The following is a 16,464-nucleotide window of genomic DNA, read 5'->3' on the forward strand; positions in this document are numbered from 1 at the left end:
AAATAGGCCGCTCCCCGAATTATTTTGCCATATCTTCTGCATTGAGTAATCAATCGGATTCTTGCGCCCAAATGGGATCGGATTGAGTCAATTGATAGGAGGAAAGACCTAGTTTTATTTTTTTATTTTTTGCAAGGCTAAAAATGATTGCCTCATGGCAGAGATTTTCGAGATCTTCGATTAATTTTTGGGTATATACATCATGAGGATGGATGTTATGCAAGATCTTTTTAAATTGGAGAATATTAAATTCATTTTTTTGGTTAAAACAACTTAATATAAGCTCAAGATCTCCGGTTAGTGTATGTTTTTCATCTGAAAAAGATCGATAAGGAGTTTTTGTCATTTCTCGGATGTATTTTTCCATATCATTTTTTATTGTGAAAAAAGAAAGAGGCAAACTTATCGCAAGTTCCTTTTGACGTGTAGCCAGTAGTTTTGTTCGTGAAGCCTGTAATTTTTTTCCAGAATCCAACCATGAAGAGTCATTTAATTCACCTTCGTTAACCCCAAGAAATTTGAGCATTCCCAATACGTTCTCATGTAAGGGTATAGAGTTTTGTGAGCGAAAGGCCTTTTGCAATCCATAATGATTAAAAGAAAGTGGTTGAATTTCTCGAATAAATTTATCTGTATCTACCACATAGCCATTGAATAATGCATTCGATATTTGTATTGGCCCTGTTGTGCATACAACGATTGATTTAAGATAAAGATCGCATTCTTTTTTCATTAAATAAGTTAAAAACTTATCATCATTTTTTTCCAGAATACGTTTAATTAAAAAATATTCTTTGCTAAAAAAAAGATATTTTACTAGGTTTAGCTGCGCATGAAGCTCTTTTCTCAATCTCTTTATTACCTCGTCATGCGTTTCTTGAGGCGTGATTTTGTTAAAATTTAAAAATTTGTTTTTATCCGTCATTACCTCAATAATGTATGCTCTAATTTTTAAGGAAGAATCGGATGTATCAGGTGGAGTAATTTCTTTGGATTTTGCTATATAAAGTGATTCAGAACGATTTTTCATAAATTTTAAAAGATGACGATTTATAAAGCTGTCTTCATTTAATTCAGTTTCAGTTCGCTCAATAAAATCGGTATCATAATGAGTTAATCTGGCGATAAGTCCGCTTTGCACCCGCTCGATTTCTTTTTTGGCAGCGATTGCGTCTATAATCGCTACAAAGTCATTATTTGCCAGTATGAATTCTTTTTTACCCATTTTTAAACTGCCAATATTAAGTAATATAGGCATTTCAGTTGTAATGAATTTGGGAAGAGCAGATGTATCAATTGGAAAATCAAAGTCTGTATAAGTACCTTTTTCAAATATTGGTGAGAGCCATCTTAAAATATCACTTGCAACAGCCAAATTCCCGCCAGTTTTTAAATTGTCAATTTCTTCTTTATAAAAATTGTATAATTTTCTTTCATTATCTGATTGGAGTAATGTATCAATTGTATGTGCATTAATGGAAATAATTTGATGTTCTTTACAAAATTCATGAAGCGTATTTACTGCGCTCGATGTGAGCAATTTAGAGTCATATACCAAATGAATCGTGTCGTTAGGGTTTTTTTCCCGCATTTCGATAAGACGAATTTGATTTTCCAAATTCATAAATACATTTGGATTATTGCTTAACCAGATTTTTACATGTAAGTTTGGATTATATTGATACATTTTTTTTCTTTATTTTGGTTTCAATAAATTACCGCACATAAAAAGCCAGTTCTTATAGACTTCTGATAAATTAATCGAGAGCCCTTAAAAAAAGCTTAGCACAATATAAAAAAAATGATTTGGTGCTAAATTCGATTGATGAATTTCGTTTAATATGGTATAAAGGTCGCGCTTTAAATACACACACGTTTCGACACATACGATAGGGTCCCTGAAGGGTTTCGTATGGGAAGCGTGGAGGACTAACCCTGGAGATAAATAATGAATATAAGTATGCGTGAATTACTCGAAGCAGGTGCTCATTTTGGACACAGAACAAGGTTTTGGAATCCTGAAATGGGTGAGTATATTTTTGGATCTCGTAACAAAATCCATATTATCAATCTTGAAAAAACGATGGTGATGCTGAATGACGTAGTGAACTATGTTGGCAGATTGGCATCAAACAAAGCAAAAATTCTATTTGTAGGTACCAAAAGGGCAGCACAAGACAGTATTCGTGAACATGCGAAACGTTGTGGCATGCCTTATGTTGATCATCGTTGGTTAGGTGGTATGTTGACCAACTATAAAACAGTACGCCAGTCTATTTTTCGTTTAAAAGAGTTAAAAGAAATGCAAGAAAAGGGACTGTTTAATGGAATGATTAAAAAAGAAGCACTAATGCTGACGCGTGAACTAGAGAAATTGGAAAGAGGTTTAGGCGGTATTGAAAACATGGGTGGTTTACCTGATGCTCTGTTTGTTGTTGATGTTGGCTTCGAGCACATTGCTGTTGAAGAAGCTCATCGATTAAGAATTCCTGTTATTGGTGTTGTTGATACCAACAATAGCCCGAGAAATATTGATTACATTATTCCTGGTAATGATGATTCTATGAGAGCAGTTGATATTTATGTTCGTTGTGTCGCTGATGCAATTTTAGATGCCAAAGGCAGTAACACGGTTGGCGTAGGATCTTCATCTGATGCTGAATTTGTAGAAGTAGTTGAACAAACCAGTGATACAGAAAAATCTGGGGAATAATTAAAATTTATAATATAGGGGGCTCAGGTGTCTGAACACCTTAATTTGCCCCCTTTTTGCTATACGGAGAAATGAAATGTCAATTAGTGCGAGTTTAGTCATGCAGTTACGTGAGCGTACCGGCGCTGGCATGATGGAATGTAAAAAGTTTCTAATAGCAACCAATGGTGATATAGAGGCTGCAATCATTGAAATGCGTAAAGCAGGTCAGGCAAAAGCCGATAAAAAAGCAGATCGTGTTGCTGCTGAGGGCGTAATCGTTATTGCACGTTCTATCGATGGACGTAGTGCGGTGATGCTCGAAATTAATAGTGAAACAGATTTTGTTGCTCGTGATGAGAACTTTACTAACTTTGCCAATAAAGTTGCAGAAGCTGCATTAAACAGTTCGGCTACTACAATTGAAGCATTGTCAGCTATTGCCCTTTCTTCTGGAAGTACCGTAGAACAAGCACGTCAAGAATTAGTGGCGAAAATTGGTGAAAATATTAAACTACGACGTCTGGAACGCATGCATTGTGATACTGGAGTAATTGGTTGTTACTTACATGGCTCACGAATCGGCGTTATGGTCGCACTCAAAACTGGTGATGAAGAGCTTGCTAAAGACATCGCAATGCATATTGCTGCAAGTAAACCAATTGTAGTAAGCAAGGATCAAGTATCTGCGGAAGCAATTGAAAATGAGCGTGAAATTTTTACCGCTCAGGCAAAAGAAAGTGGCAAACCACAAGAAATTATCGATAAAATGATTGAAGGTCGAATCAATAAATTTATTGATGAAGTGAGCTTATTGGGCCAACCATTTGTCAAAAATCCTGATATCAAAGTAGGACAACTTTTAAAAGAAAAGAATACTGAAGTTCTATCTTTTATCCGTTATGAAGTTGGTGAAGGAATAGAGAAAAAAGAAGATAACTTTGTTGAAGAAGTGATGGCTCAGGTTCGTACATGATGAATGAAAGTCACCCATTAAAATATAAACGTATTTTATTAAAATATAGTGGCGAAGCCCTTATGGGCAAGTCACAATTTGGTATTGATCCCTCGGTCTTGGACACATTGGCCAGGGATATAGCCGAATTAATCAAGATGGGCGTTGAAGTTGGCCTCGTTTTAGGTGGTGGTAATTTATTTCGTGGCAAGGCGCTTTCTCAAGCAGGAGTAGGGCGTGTAACTGGTGACCATATGGGTATGCTGGCTACAGTAATGAATGCTTTGGCAGTACGAGATGCTTTGGAGCGCATTGATATGCCTGCACGTATTATGTCAGCCATTCCTATGCTTGGTGTAGTTGATCCTTATCATCGACGTAAAGCAATCACACACTTGCGAACTGGACAGGTTGTAATTTTTGCAGCAGGAACGGGAAATCCGTTTTTCACTACTGATACGGCTGCTTGTTTAAGAGCTATTGAAATAGGAGCTGATGTAGTTTTAAAAGCAACTAAAGTAGATGGTGTTTACTCGGAAGATCCCTTTAAAAATCCTAATGCCAAACGTTATGATTATTTGACTTATATTGAAGTGTTAACTCAAGGCTTGGAAGTAATGGACTCAACTGCAATATGTCTTTGTCAAGATCAAGGTATGCCTTTGCAGGTTTTTGATATGACGGCACCTAATGCATTGAGAAGAATTGTATCTGGGGAACGCGTAGGAACTATAGTCGGAGCTAATCATGATTAATGAGATTAAGCAAGATTCAGAAAAGCGAATGAAAAAAAGCGTTGAATCATTACAGACGGATCTAACAAAAATTCGTACAGGAAGAGCAAATGTTGGTTTACTGGATCATGTACAAGTTGATTATTATGGAACCATGACTCCATTAAATCAAGTTGCTAATATTACTGCCAGTGACTCGCGAACAATCTTAGTAACTCCTTGGGAAAAATCGCTAGTATCAGCTATAGAGAAGGCAATTTTAAATTCTGATTTGGGTTTGAATCCTGCTACAGCAGGTACTGCAATTCGCGTTCCTATGCCTCCATTAACTGAAGAACGCAGAAAGGAGTTAATCAAAGTCGTCCGTAATGAAGGCGAACAAGGAAAGGTTTCTATTCGTAACATCAGAAGAGATGCAAATAATCAATTAAAAGAATTGGTTAAAGATAAGACTATTTCTGAAGATGATGAGCGTAGGGCAACTGAAGTCATTCAAAAATTGACTGATAAATACATCCTGGAAATAGATGCATTATTAGCCGAAAAAGAAAAAGACTTAATGGAAATTTAAGTCAAATTATTGCTTGAGGCAAATAGCCTCAGGCAACAATCACCCTTATGTAGTTTTTTATCCTTCAAAGTAAACAAACAGCTTATTGAATTTTCTAGCTTATTTACAAATCGAAACAAGGAAATTTGTTGATCCGATTAAATACCAAACCAATAATTTTTGAGGTTTCTCATGCGATACAAGGTAGTTTTTTTTGGCAAATACAAAAGTGGTAAAACTCAGCTTAATCGTCGAATTGCGTTACAGGAAGAATTTGAGTTTCAATATGAACCACGTACTACTGTAGGTGCTGATTTTTTAACTCGAGAAATTGCTTCCGATAATATAGTGATCTTATGGGATACAGCAGGGGATGAGCGATTTCAAGGGATGAGTTCTGTATTTTATAAAGGAGCGGATGTAGGCATATTTTGTATTGATTTGACTGAGGAAATTAATGATCAAGAAATTAATAAAAGTATTCAAGAGTTTCGTGAATTTGCTCCCAATGTTCCTATTATCTGTGTTGGGACAAAATCAGACTCGCCGAAAGCAAGTTTGGATGCACTTAAGAAAATTAAATCAAAAGAGATTGTTCACTTTATTAGTACTTCGGCAAAAAGTGGAGATCATGTAAAGGAGCTATTTTCTATAATTACCCAACTGTGCAAAGGAAAACAATATTCTCTTTGGAGCGAAGCGAGCGCCAGGTTGCTAGAGAGTTTAAAAGAATTACCAGATAGCAAAAAACTTTTAATCAATCAAGAGCTAATCAAATTATCGAGAGTTATATTTGTGGATACTAATAACTCCAGTGTCACCCCATTGCATAAAGTGCATGCAATCGAAGATTTTACAAATAATTGTAAAGTTATTTTGGAGGGACAACATCCTGATGTGCTTCATGCAGTACTTTCGGTTGCTGCAGCAGCAACTGTACTCACTGTAACCGCCTTAATTGGATTTACAATTGGAGTTGCATGTAGTTGGTGGACAGGCCCAGGCGCATTTTTTGCCGGACTTCTAAGTGGTTACTCAGCTGCACTAGCTGTTGCTTCTTCAAGTACGGCATTAAGTGTAGTAGCAGGGGGTATAACAGCTTATGGTTTATTTAAACCTACTAAAGAAATGAACGCGATCAATGAATTTACTGCTGAAGTATCATCTTGGAATACTGCAATTATTTTGTAGTCTAGGTATCAGGGGGTAAATGGTTTATCCTCTGTATCCTCTTCATCCCATTCAAAAATATCCTCTTCATCCGAATCTTCTTTTTTACTTTTTAAGCATAATGCTTTTGCTTTTAAACACAACTCATCTTCTTCACCAGAAAATTCAACTTCATCATCAAACCTTTCCGAAGAGGGAGGGGAAATTTTTGAGAACTCTGTATTATTTAAAAACTTTAGTATTTCTGGATCATTAAACTCTAGTTTCTCACTGAGAGATTTTACATTTTGATACATATTTCCAGCCATAGGCATCTCTGAAAGATTACTGGCTTTTGCAATGATAACAAGGTTGCCTAAATCATGAATAAGCTTATTAATAATGCACTTGCTCATTCCGGTATGACTATTTGTTGGAGCTGTGTTAAGTTCATCTAATTTATTTTTAAAGATTCTTTCTAAATCTTCTAATTCCGTCACTTTAATTTTCGGCATGTCAACCTCCATCGATAGTTGTTATCTGTCGAATACTTCAAGACATTCAAGTCTGTGAAATCGATTGGATATGTTTTGGATTCCTTTAATGCAATAAAGTTGATATATAATCAGTATAGACTATAAATAATCAATATGATTTTTATTTGCCCTAATTGGGTTACCAGTGGATAGAACTTCAATCTGTTTGGATGGTCGTGGTAGATATTAAAAGTTGTACTACAAATAGAAAAATTCTCTGCCTTTATTTTTTACGACATTTATAACACAGATTAGAAGGGTGTTACAAAAATCAATATTTGATTTGGAAACCTATAATATTTTAGGATTTGAAAAAGATCGCGCAATCCATTTCTGATGGTTGCTATTTAATATCCTTATTTTTCCTAAAATATGTTGCCAATCGCTGCCAAATACCTTGTTTATAATCTCCAACATAACCCCAGGAATCAACCCAAATAATTCGCTTAAATGCTCCTGTTTCCTTTATTTTATTCATAAACAGTTCTTTACTTTTGTTTTTTGAAGCAAAAACAATCATGTTGGCGCTGTTTCTTACTGGAATAACCAGGGTATGGTTAAATTGATTTTTGACTAATTGAAAAATTGGATATTGTTCTTTTACATTGGCTAAATTTATAGCCAAAAATCCATCTTCAGTTATTATTCTTTTGCATAAGACAAAAAAATGAGCATTAGCACATTCCGGAGGAAAATGATTCGCGTTATATAGATCAACAATGAGATGAGTGAAGTTTGTTTCACATTTTTGTACATAATCCATCGCATTTTCATGGATAATTGTTAAATTTTTTAAGCGGTCTATGATAAAAAAACGTTTCGCTATTTCAATGACCTCTTCGCTATTGTCTACAGCAACTAAAGGAGAGTCCTTTAGCATTAATGCAATTCCTGCACCACCTAATCCTAACATACAAATAGTTCCAGGATAATTACGGGCCATTAATGTGAGGGCTGGAAGATAGTATAAAACGGGTTTCTGAGGCTTATGACGGTTAATAACAGTTTGTAGCGCATTACTACCCAAGGTTAACCAACGATAACACGCATTTTGATATACTTTATAACCCGCGGGAGAGGTATAGATGCATTTTCCTAACTTTGTTTTCCACATTTTAGCGTGTCATCTCTAATTGGAAAGGATAAATTGATCCAAGTTTTAAAATTTGAGTTAACTCATCCAACGCAGAAAAACTTTCTTCAATTAACTGAGGATCAGCTAAGTCTGCCGCAACTAACTCAGTACGATAGTGCTTTAATACCCACTTTTCTAAAATGCTTAATAGTTCATCATCTATTAATACGTCTTGATGCATTGCTTGCAATTCTTCGTTATTTAAGGGAACACGCAATCTCAAGCATGCAGGGCCACCGCCATTGCACATGCTTTGTTTCAGATCAAGGAAATAGACTGAATTAATTGGATTGGATTCATCAGAAAGTATTCGTTCAATACACATCTGAACACGAGGGTTATTTTGACACTCAAAAGGAGCAATGAGCATCATAGAGTTTTGACTGGTTAAACTGATAATTTGTGAATTAAAAAGATACGTTTCAACTGCATCGACGATACTAAGCTCTTTTTGTGAAATTTGAATAATATTTAAAGAAAAGGAGGCTTTTTCGTTTAATTCTTTAAGCACAGAGTTTTGTTGATAAAAGGCTTGCTCATGAACTAAAAAAACTGATTCATTGGCTACAGATATAACATCATTATGAAAAACCCCTTGATCAATAGCGAGAGGGTTTTGGCAAGCAAATACAACTTGGTTTTCTGAGAGTTGATGTTGACGAACTATTGCTTCGGATGCTTCTCGAGTCTGTCGGGCCGGATATTTGATTGGCCCGAGGTGAGTTTGACCTCTCCCGAAAGCTTTTTTCCCATAGACAAAAAGATGAATTCCAGGTTGACTGTGTTTTTGACAAAGACGACTGTGATTTGCAGCACCTTCATCGCCTGTAATAATTGACCGAGGCAAAATAGGATGATGATGAAAATAAGCTGGATTTGCGAATATAAATTCCAGTATTTTTTTTGAAAAATCAGCTTCATGGTGTCGGTGCAAATTACTTACAAGATTGGCAGCAGTAAAGTGGACTTTATGATCGTGCGTATCGGTGCTAGGGGAAACAGTAGCAGCATTGGCTGACCACATACTGGATGCTGAATAGCAAGCCCCAAGAAGTTCTGGGGCTGTTTTAAAGGCTTTATTAATTTGCTCTTTAGGCGTACCACAAAAACCGAGTTGATGAAGTAATTTAAGATTAGGGCGTTGGTGGGGTGGAAGTAAACCCTGCTTTAGCCCCATTTTATGAAGCAAGCGCATTTTATCTAATCCTTGCAAGGCAGCCGCTTGGGGATTAGAAGCTGCTAAGGCATTATAAGAAGATGCAATATTACCAGGTGCAAGTCCTGCATAATTATGAGTAGGGCCAACTAGGCCATCCATGTTTAATTCATAAACGTTCATTTTAATCTTCCGTCTTATATTTACCTACTGCATATGGGCACCATACGCTCGATCCAGAGCAGTGAAGCATCTAATAGAATTATTTCAATACAATACCTGGCAAAATGTGTTCTGGCATCGTTAAAGAAGGTTGCTCCATACTGGCTACTGGATAAGCGCAATAATCCGCAGCAAAATAAGCGCTCGGCCTATGATTTCCACTTAATCCGACCCCACCAAAAGGAAGGCTGCTGGCTGCGCCAGTAGTAGGCCTATTCCAATTAATTAATCCAGCTCGAACATGGTGATAAAATTGGTGGTAATGTTGCTCATTATTACTTAATAAACCTGCAACCAAACCATAGCGGGTTTGGTTGGCCAGAGTGATTGCTTGCTCAAAGTGACTATAACGATATATCTGTACCAAGGGTGCGAAAATTTCCTCATCTGGAGGATTTTTAACGTGTGTCATGTCAATAATGCCTGGTGATAACAAGCCTGTACGCTCAGCAATTAAATTCATGGGTAATAAGGAAACACCGCCCAAATCAATCAGTTTTTTTTGGTTATGAATATGCTTATGGGCTTGTTCATAACTAATAACTGGCCCCATAAAGGGTTCTGGTTTTTGATCAAAAGGTGCGATCTTAATTGACGAGCATGTTTGGATGAAACGATTTAAGAACTCATCACCTTGCTGTGAGTCAGGAATGATGACACGTCGTGCGCACGTACAGCGTTGACCCGCAGTAATCAAAGTAGACAGTAGGGTATGATAAACAGCTGCGTTAAGATCAGCGACTTCATCGATGACTAAAGGGTTATTTCCTCCCATTTCAAGAGCTAAAATTACTTCCGGTTTATTACTAAAATGTTGGTGAATGCGCAAACCGGTCGCATAGCTTCCTGTGAAATATACACCTTGAATGTCTTGTGTCAGTAATGCCGTCCCACAGGCAGCATCGCCTTGCAAGCAATTGATTACCCCAGAAGGTACGCCACTCTCATGCCAACACTGCATCATCAATTCTGCTACTGCAGGTGCATGTTCACTTGGTTTATAAAGAACGGTATTTCCTGCCAGCAGAGCAGGAACTATATGTCCATTGCTTAAATGAGCTGGAAAATTAAATGCACCAAGAATGACTATAACCCCATGAGGTTTAAAGCGAAGGCAGGTATTTGCTTCAGTCGTTTGAGTTATTTTTGGCCAAGTTCTTTCATGATAAGCTTGAATTGATAAATTAATTTTCCCTATAACTGCATTAACTTCGGTCTGTGCTTCCCATAATGGTTTTCCTGTTTCCAAAGCAATTAAGTATGCCAATTGGTCACGATTCTTTTCAATTTGTTGGGCAAACTTTTGGGTATAATTTGCACGTAGCTCAAAATCAAGTGAGGACCACGAGAAAAGTGCTTGTCGCGCGGCACGGTATGCAGCAGAAACTTCCTGTTCTGTGGCATTCATGCCTTGCCAAAGTAACGTGCCATAACCAGGATTTATGGATTCTAAAATGGTCCCATTTCCTTTTACCCATTGGCCATTAATGTATTGTCCTTTACCCTGGATTACCGGTGATTTAGTCATGCAATTCTCCTACATCAAGTTGTAAAGGAGCAACACGCAGTTGATCTCCGCATGTGACTTGCAAAAGATTGGCTGTCTTTTTACTGATAATACACGTGCTTTTTTCTTTATTAACTAAAGCGCTATTAATTGTTGCTCGAAAATCCAATTGAGTATTTGCTAATAAGTAACTGGTACTACTTACTTCATCGCTAATATTTTTAATCGTTACAACGTGGCTTAACTCTATGGTTTTGATTTTTAGGCGAGGTACTTCAAGCGTAGGACCTGCATCAAAAATATCCACATACTTGTTATACCGAAATCCTTCTTTTAATAAAATGTTCATGGCTGTTTGCGTCGAAGGATGAGGTTGACCAATCGCTGCTTGGGCTTGAAGAGACAGCAATTTAATATATATAGGGTTACGAGGCATTAAGTCTGCTATAAACTGTTTGTCAGTTGTCAGTGTCAGCCGATCAGCTTCTGCAAAAGACATATGAAAAAAATGGCTTCCTACATTTTCCCAAAAAGGTGATATACCATTTTTATCTGAGATTCCGCGCATTTCAGCAATTACTGTCGAAGCAAAACGCTTAGGATGTTGGGCGATAAAAAGGAAACGGGCTTTAGAAAGTAATAAACCATTTTTATGTTTTCTATACTTAGGCTCTAAAAAAAGAGTGCAGATTTCACTTCGCCCCTGATTATCATTTACCAGACTTAAAACCTCATAATCACTACGTATATCCAATGAGCGACAAATTCGGGTACGTTTGGAGATTTTATAAGAATAAAAAGGACTCTCATATCCAGTACATGATTCAATTCCTGAAACGCCTATTATTTTTTTATTCTTGGGATTTTCTAAAACAAATAAATAATATTCATTATTGGCTCTTTCTACGTTTTTATGAAATGAATCAGTCGACCAATGAAGTCGTTTTGCTAATATTTTTTTATCTTTAGAAAGCGTTGTTATTCCTACGCCACTTTCCTCAGCCAAATGATGAATAGCATCTAAATCTGTATTGCGAGCACTACGAAATAACATCATTTTTTAGATCCTCTAGGCCACCTTGAGCTAGGTCAAGCAAAAGTAGGGTGCTGAGTGATGCACGTTCAGACAAACTATTGAGTACTATATATTCCTCCGCGCTATGAATATTACCACCTCTGACTCCAAGGGTATCTATAACTGGTAAACCATGCTGGGCCAAATTATTTCCATCACAACAGCCGCCACTATCTTTCCAGTCTATTGATAAACCAAGTTCTTGTCCCAAATGTTGAATACGATGAAATAGGCGTTCTGTGCGCGAGCATACACGCTTTACTGGCCTGCCAAAAACACCATGGACATTCAAAGAATAACCTTGACGTTTTAATTGGCAAATGATTTTATCCAGTTCCGATCGTACCCAAAATTCATCTTCAGGTAGGCTAATTCGGATATCAACCTGTGCTACTGCTTTGTCCGGAACCACATTGAGCGCCTCACCACCCGCAATTTTTCCTACATTAATTGTCACTCCATCACGTTTCCCATTAAGGGCATGTACAGCACATACTGCTTCAGCTAAGTAAGAAATTGCATTTCGTCCCTCTGAAAAATCTCGTCCTGCATGGGCTGCTTTTCCTGTGGCAATAAGCGTCAATTTGCCACTGCCTTTGCGGTTTTTAGCTAAAGTACCGCTTGGTGTCATTGCCGGCTCATAAACTAAAGCTGCTTGATAATTCGCGGCCAACTCATCGAAAAGCATGCTGGATGCAGGTGAACCGATTTCTTCATCGGCATTAATTAAAACATCCCAACCCAGCTCAGCTGCAACGTCGCTTTCCTCAAAAACGGATAAGGCTTGCAACATCACAATAAGACCACCTTTCATATCGGTAACCCCAGGTCCGTTAATACAATTATCATTGATGTACTTTAATTTTTGAAATGGATTATCTTCTGCATAAACCGTATCCATATGTCCACAAAGCAAAACTCGTCGTTTCAAGTGTGGTCGTTTTCTAATGAATAGGGCATCCCCACAGTTTTGCACCATTGTATTACCGGATATATCAATAACAGATAAGGGGTTTAGTTTTTTTCTCTGGGTTGTATCAGCTATAGGCTTATAGGCAATTTGTAATAGATTAGCAATTTGGGCTAATCCTGCCAAATTGTTTGTGCCAGAATTAATCTCACAAAGCTGGTGAAGTTGCTTCACCATTGTTTCCTGATTGTTTTTTATTATATTTATCAGTTTATTGTATGGTTTAATCACGTCTGGCATATGGACTTATAACTAAAAATACAGAATAGCTGAAATTAATGTACTTCACAATGCATGATCCAAGTTGTACTAAGAAGAAAAAAACAGATTGGAATATGCTCAGATTAGCGATCTTATCCTCCGAGTGTTTAAACTCGGAGGAATTGAAGTTCAAAATTTATTATTTAAGGTATTGGGGCTGATTGTGGATTTTGTTTAGGTGCTGAGTTATTTATTGGCCATATAGCCATTATCCCGAATTTACTAAGTAATCCTTCATGTTTTACCGGATCCTCGCTTTTAGTTGGATGTAATTCTGGATGGACACTGATATCCACACGCCGATCAAGGCTTTGCAAACGTTGGAGTTGTTTTTCCTGAAGTTCTAATAACTTATTAAATCGCTCTGTACTGGCTTTTAATTCAGATTTTACTTCCGAAAGCTCAGACTCTGCTTTACTAATACGTTCTGCTACTTGGTCAAAACTAGTTGTTTTATCCATTAAAAAAGCATCTAATTTTTCATGAAAAGCTTGTCGTTGACTGGAGTCGCTAATTGCTGCGCTGGTGAGCACCTTTACAGTGCCTTCTAATGTGCTGGCAATGCTTTTTGCCTTCTCTACTTCGGCTCCCATGGATTTTCTAACTTCGGATAACTCAGCGGTTTTTTGAGACAATAACAATAAGCTTCTTGAGTGTAAATCTCGAACTTTTTCAAGCTCTTTTTGATTGGCTTCAAATTGCACACTTTGCTTTTCCAAATCGAGCTTAAGCGATGAGGCAATTTTTTCGAGATCTTCCTTATTCTTTCGAAGTAATTTTTCAGTTTCAATATAAACTTCCACCTGTGTGCTTAACGTTTCAACTTCTTCATTAAGCCGTGTAATATTTTTAGCTAGCTTTTCATTTTCCTCTTTAAATTTATCTATTTCAGTGGCTAATTTTTTACGAATTGAATCTAATGCTCCAATAGTCAGTTCAAGAATTTCTGCAACTCCAAAAATTCCCTCTTTTAATTTTTGAGCAATATTTTTGGTATGGTAATGATGGTCGTCCAGTACAATACCGCTTGTCGTGTATGCTAAAACGCTTACGCCACTAATCGTTACTAGAAACCCAATATGAGCTGCAGCCCCTATGATTAAAGTTGGTCCTGATATGGCAACACCACCTACGATTCTTTGCCAAAGGGGCAACTCACCCCAGAACGCGGCGGCACGCGAAATGAGACTTGGATTATCTTGTAAACTATCAACTATAGCGCCTAAACTTTTTTTGACTTGTGATAAATGCTCTTGAGTTAAAGCAATGCTTTGCAAACTATCAAGATCAGTTTTAGATGAATCGGGGTCTAATAATAATTGTTTTGCTGCATCAGAAAAATTCATCTGCGATAAAGCTTTTTCCACAACCACTCTATTTGTAGTAGAAGGATTTGTTTCATTCTTTATAATTACATCAAGTTCTTGCTCATTAGTAGACATAACACTTGCTCCCTGTGTTTAAGAATCTCCCTGTAAATTCTATTTTTAACCACAAAACTATCAATAAGCAAGTAAAAAATTTGTTCCTGTGGAGTTATTTAAAACAATTTGCTGTATGCAGCTTGTCTATCCGGGGTTGCAAGTATTAGGTCATAAAAAATACTTTTTAGACTTCAAGGAATGTCGAAACTGATACAAAATGGAGCATTTTGTTGCTCAATTCTGTTCTACGATAAGAAAAAAAGCCTGTGTTAGTTGTGGCAGTTCCATGATCAATTAGCTTTTCCGAGTAACCAAGTGACGGAAGATAAAGTATAATGCCTAATAATACTTCCATGATGCCGGCGATGACATATAAGGAGGGATGATTAACTTTTAATTCTTTGGCCAGTCTACTATATTTTTCAATCGACTCTTCGGATGATGTATGTATGAGTTCGGATGTACGTGAAACCACTTCCAGTAGAAGTCTTTTACCACCGGTCTTTTGGGTCTGAAGTTCTTTCACAATATCTAACAAGTGCAGCCCTGTTGTTTTGAGGTCGTTCTTTTCTTTTGGTAATGCGTGAAATTGTTGTATGGTTTGTTTGAGTCTGAATTTAAGAAGCTTTTCTGTCCGTATCTTAGGACAATTCATATCGCGCCAATAAATTAACCATGATTTTTTCTCATTAGTAATTAATTGAGAATAATTTGCATTGATATAAGTGTTTAATGCATTCCAGATGATTTTTCGATGAAAATTCATGCCCCTCCCTTTGACATTGGCGGCTGGTGCATCAAGAGAGCGTTCAAACTCTTCTTTATTTATTGGCTGTTCTAAGTTAAAGGATTTTATCAAGTTATAATAAGTAGAAGAGAGAGCGCCGCGATCTATTGCATCTTTGCACGAAAAATTAAAGCTTTTGGGTTTTATTGTTTCAAGGATGTAATTGGTCAGTTCATATTTTATGAAGTGTACCCAGACCGCTTGTTTTTCTGCAGAAGAAATGAATCGTTTGTTAGCAAGCCTTTGTGCCTGAAAACTCTTCATAAGTAATTTTTTTAGGATTACCTCTTCATTTTCAGGTCCAAATAATAATTTTCTTGCTTTGGGGCTAATTCTGAAATCAGAAATGACTTTTTTATCTGCTTTCTCTCGTGCTATATCGAGAAATTCATTAAATACAGAACGAGGAGATAGTCGATTGTGTGTTATTTCATAGTCAGATGATTCCATTAACCCTTCATTAGCGGGAAGAGTAATAACAAGCGTTTTAAAGCTTGGATCGTTTTCAAGTTTATGAAGCTCTAGAGTCAAATCTCTTTCTTTGGATCCAGCAATATCATAATCGCTTCGATCTAATGCCAGATTATTAAAATAGATATGGCATATGTTTTGATTGGGAGTGCATTTTTCAGCATTGATTTGTAACCACCGTTTGAATAAGGGGCTTATACGAGTTCGTCCATTATGGCGTTGGGCTTGCGTGCTAAAACGATATTCTGTTGCATCTGAACTTTTTTTATAAGAAAAATTTTTTATTGTTGGCAGATTCGTTTCATATTGAGGTTTAAAATTATTTGTAAATAAAGAATAAAGACGACGATAAAGACCTCCTGAGTTATTTGGAGAATATCGATTAACATTTCTTTTGGTATCTTTTATTTTATTTTGAATTTTTTTTGTGGTATTTGATTGTCGAGGACGTATCTCCGAGTCAATATCATTGATCCATGCTGAAGACTCCTCAAGGATCTTGTTGTCATTATGGTAAATAGCCAGGACTAAATCATCCAAATCCTTAATTTTTTCTGTTGGATTCGTATCAATAAATTCTTCCAAAGCTGCGATACAAGACGAATATAAATTCCCATAAGGGTAGTTTTCATCATATTCTTGTCCTATTACAGTGTGTAATCTGGCAAATTCCGGCAGAAGTTTCGTGAGAAATTGGCTGTGAGTATGAAGTACAGGTTTTAATTGAAGAAAATAAGCATAGCAGTTACGATTATGTATTGCATCACTGGTCAAGTTATCTTTGTTATTTACACTAGTGCTCATCAATTTCCATATATTTGTGTAAATTAAGTGCATTAT

The 16,464-nt window shown here is 36.7% G+C and carries 14 protein-coding genes; 5 read left to right on the forward strand and 9 right to left on the reverse strand.

The genetic code is table 11. The annotated features are described in order from the left end of the window. Positions 1–49 precede the first annotated feature (49 nt). Entirely contained in the window at positions 50–1,687 is a 1,638-nt protein-coding gene (locus tag A8O27_RS08555) for a glycosyltransferase family 88 protein (RefSeq protein WP_058459843.1), read from the reverse strand. A 258-nt stretch (positions 1,688–1,945) separates the two neighbouring features. Between A8O27_RS08555 and rpsB the strand changes: the two genes are divergently transcribed. The 5 genes from rpsB (at position 1,946) to A8O27_RS08580 (ending at position 6,122) form a co-directional block, all read left to right on the forward strand. Next, a complete protein-coding gene (rpsB, locus tag A8O27_RS08560) occupies positions 1,946–2,713 on the forward strand; it encodes a 30S ribosomal protein S2 (protein WP_115684303.1) in 768 nt (255 codons plus the stop codon). A 76-nt stretch (positions 2,714–2,789) separates the two neighbouring features. After that, on the forward strand, positions 2,790–3,668 hold the full coding sequence (gene tsf, locus A8O27_RS08565; protein ID WP_058459845.1) for a translation elongation factor Ts: 879 nt from the start codon (positions 2,790–2,792) through the stop codon (positions 3,666–3,668). Further along, entirely contained in the window at positions 3,665–4,402 is a 738-nt protein-coding gene (gene pyrH / locus A8O27_RS08570) for a UMP kinase (RefSeq protein WP_058459846.1), read from the forward strand. The genes tsf and pyrH overlap by 4 nt, the downstream gene beginning before the upstream one ends. Next, positions 4,395–4,952, forward strand: coding sequence for a ribosome recycling factor (gene frr / locus A8O27_RS08575; RefSeq protein ID WP_058459847.1), 558 nt, complete (start codon positions 4,395–4,397; stop codon positions 4,950–4,952). Before pyrH ends, frr begins: the two co-directional genes overlap by 8 nt. A gap of 171 nt (positions 4,953–5,123) precedes the next feature. After that, positions 5,124–6,122: a Rab family GTPase gene (locus tag A8O27_RS08580; RefSeq protein WP_058459848.1), complete on the forward strand. Its 999-nt coding sequence runs from the start codon at positions 5,124–5,126 to the stop codon at positions 6,120–6,122. An 8-nt stretch (positions 6,123–6,130) separates the two neighbouring features. Here the strand turns inward: A8O27_RS08580 and A8O27_RS08585 are convergent, their stop codons facing one another. From A8O27_RS08585 to A8O27_RS08620, 8 genes are all read right to left on the reverse strand, one after another. After that, positions 6,131–6,595 carry a hypothetical protein gene (locus A8O27_RS08585; RefSeq protein ID WP_058459849.1) on the reverse strand — a complete coding sequence of 155 codons (465 nt, stop codon included), beginning with the start codon at positions 6,593–6,595 and terminating at the stop codon, positions 6,131–6,133. A gap of 364 nt (positions 6,596–6,959) precedes the next feature. After that, complete coding sequence (locus A8O27_RS08590; protein ID WP_058459850.1) at positions 6,960–7,730, reverse strand: spermidine synthase; 771 nt, start codon at positions 7,728–7,730, stop codon at positions 6,960–6,962. A gap of 1 nt (position 7,731) precedes the next feature. Beyond that, a complete protein-coding gene (astB, locus tag A8O27_RS08595) occupies positions 7,732–9,090 on the reverse strand; it encodes an N-succinylarginine dihydrolase (protein ID WP_058459851.1) in 1,359 nt (452 codons plus the stop codon). Positions 9,091–9,169: 79 nt separating this feature from the next. Continuing rightward, positions 9,170–10,657 carry a succinylglutamate-semialdehyde dehydrogenase gene (astD, locus tag A8O27_RS08600; RefSeq protein WP_058459852.1) on the reverse strand — a complete coding sequence of 496 codons (1,488 nt, stop codon included), beginning with the start codon at positions 10,655–10,657 and terminating at the stop codon, positions 9,170–9,172. Beyond that, complete coding sequence (astA, locus tag A8O27_RS08605) at positions 10,650–11,693, reverse strand: arginine N-succinyltransferase (RefSeq protein WP_058459853.1); 1,044 nt, start codon at positions 11,691–11,693, stop codon at positions 10,650–10,652. The genes astD and astA overlap by 8 nt, the downstream gene beginning before the upstream one ends. After that, on the reverse strand, positions 11,677–12,921 hold the full coding sequence (locus A8O27_RS08610) for a hydrolase (RefSeq protein ID WP_374930662.1): 1,245 nt from the start codon (positions 12,919–12,921) through the stop codon (positions 11,677–11,679). The genes astA and A8O27_RS08610 overlap by 17 nt, the downstream gene beginning before the upstream one ends. A gap of 164 nt (positions 12,922–13,085) precedes the next feature. Beyond that, a complete protein-coding gene (locus tag A8O27_RS08615) occupies positions 13,086–14,384 on the reverse strand; it encodes a LegC2/C7 family Dot/Icm T4SS effector (RefSeq protein WP_058459855.1) in 1,299 nt (432 codons plus the stop codon). A 166-nt stretch (positions 14,385–14,550) separates the two neighbouring features. Beyond that, positions 14,551–16,428, reverse strand: coding sequence for a hypothetical protein (locus A8O27_RS08620; RefSeq protein ID WP_058459856.1), 1,878 nt, complete (start codon positions 16,426–16,428; stop codon positions 14,551–14,553). Between the last annotated feature and the right edge of the window lie 36 nt (positions 16,429–16,464).

It is taken from the genome of Legionella bozemanae (assembly GCF_001648595.1).
Taxonomy (GTDB): Bacteria; Pseudomonadota; Gammaproteobacteria; order Legionellales; family Legionellaceae; genus Legionella; species Legionella bozemanae.

What these genes read in the sequence shown, in the direction of transcription:
- A8O27_RS08555 (WP_058459843.1), bottom strand. Translation starts at nt 1,687, where the DNA reads ATGTATCAATATAATCCAAACTTACATGTAAAAATCTGGTTAAGCAAT.
- tsf (WP_058459845.1), top strand. Translation starts at nt 2,790, where the DNA reads ATGTCAATTAGTGCGAGTTTAGTCATGCAGTTACGTGAGCGTACCGGC.
- pyrH (WP_058459846.1), top strand. Translation starts at nt 3,665, where the DNA reads ATGATGAATGAAAGTCACCCATTAAAATATAAACGTATTTTATTAAAA.
- frr (WP_058459847.1), top strand. Translation starts at nt 4,395, where the DNA reads ATGATTAATGAGATTAAGCAAGATTCAGAAAAGCGAATGAAAAAAAGC.
- A8O27_RS08580 (WP_058459848.1), top strand. Translation starts at nt 5,124, where the DNA reads ATGCGATACAAGGTAGTTTTTTTTGGCAAATACAAAAGTGGTAAAACT.
- A8O27_RS08585 (WP_058459849.1), bottom strand. Translation starts at nt 6,595, where the DNA reads ATGCCGAAAATTAAAGTGACGGAATTAGAAGATTTAGAAAGAATCTTT.
- A8O27_RS08590 (WP_058459850.1), bottom strand. Translation starts at nt 7,730, where the DNA reads ATGTGGAAAACAAAGTTAGGAAAATGCATCTATACCTCTCCCGCGGGT.
- astB (WP_058459851.1), bottom strand. Translation starts at nt 9,090, where the DNA reads ATGAACGTTTATGAATTAAACATGGATGGCCTAGTTGGCCCTACTCAT.
- astD (WP_058459852.1), bottom strand. Translation starts at nt 10,657, where the DNA reads ATGACTAAATCACCGGTAATCCAGGGTAAAGGACAATACATTAATGGC.
- astA (WP_058459853.1), bottom strand. Translation starts at nt 11,693, where the DNA reads ATGATGTTATTTCGTAGTGCTCGCAATACAGATTTAGATGCTATTCAT.
- A8O27_RS08610 (WP_374930662.1), bottom strand. Translation starts at nt 12,921, where the DNA reads ATGCCAGACGTGATTAAACCATACAATAAACTGATAAATATAATAAAA.
- A8O27_RS08615 (WP_058459855.1), bottom strand. Translation starts at nt 14,384, where the DNA reads ATGTCTACTAATGAGCAAGAACTTGATGTAATTATAAAGAATGAAACA.
- A8O27_RS08620 (WP_058459856.1), bottom strand. Translation starts at nt 16,428, where the DNA reads ATGAGCACTAGTGTAAATAACAAAGATAACTTGACCAGTGATGCAATA.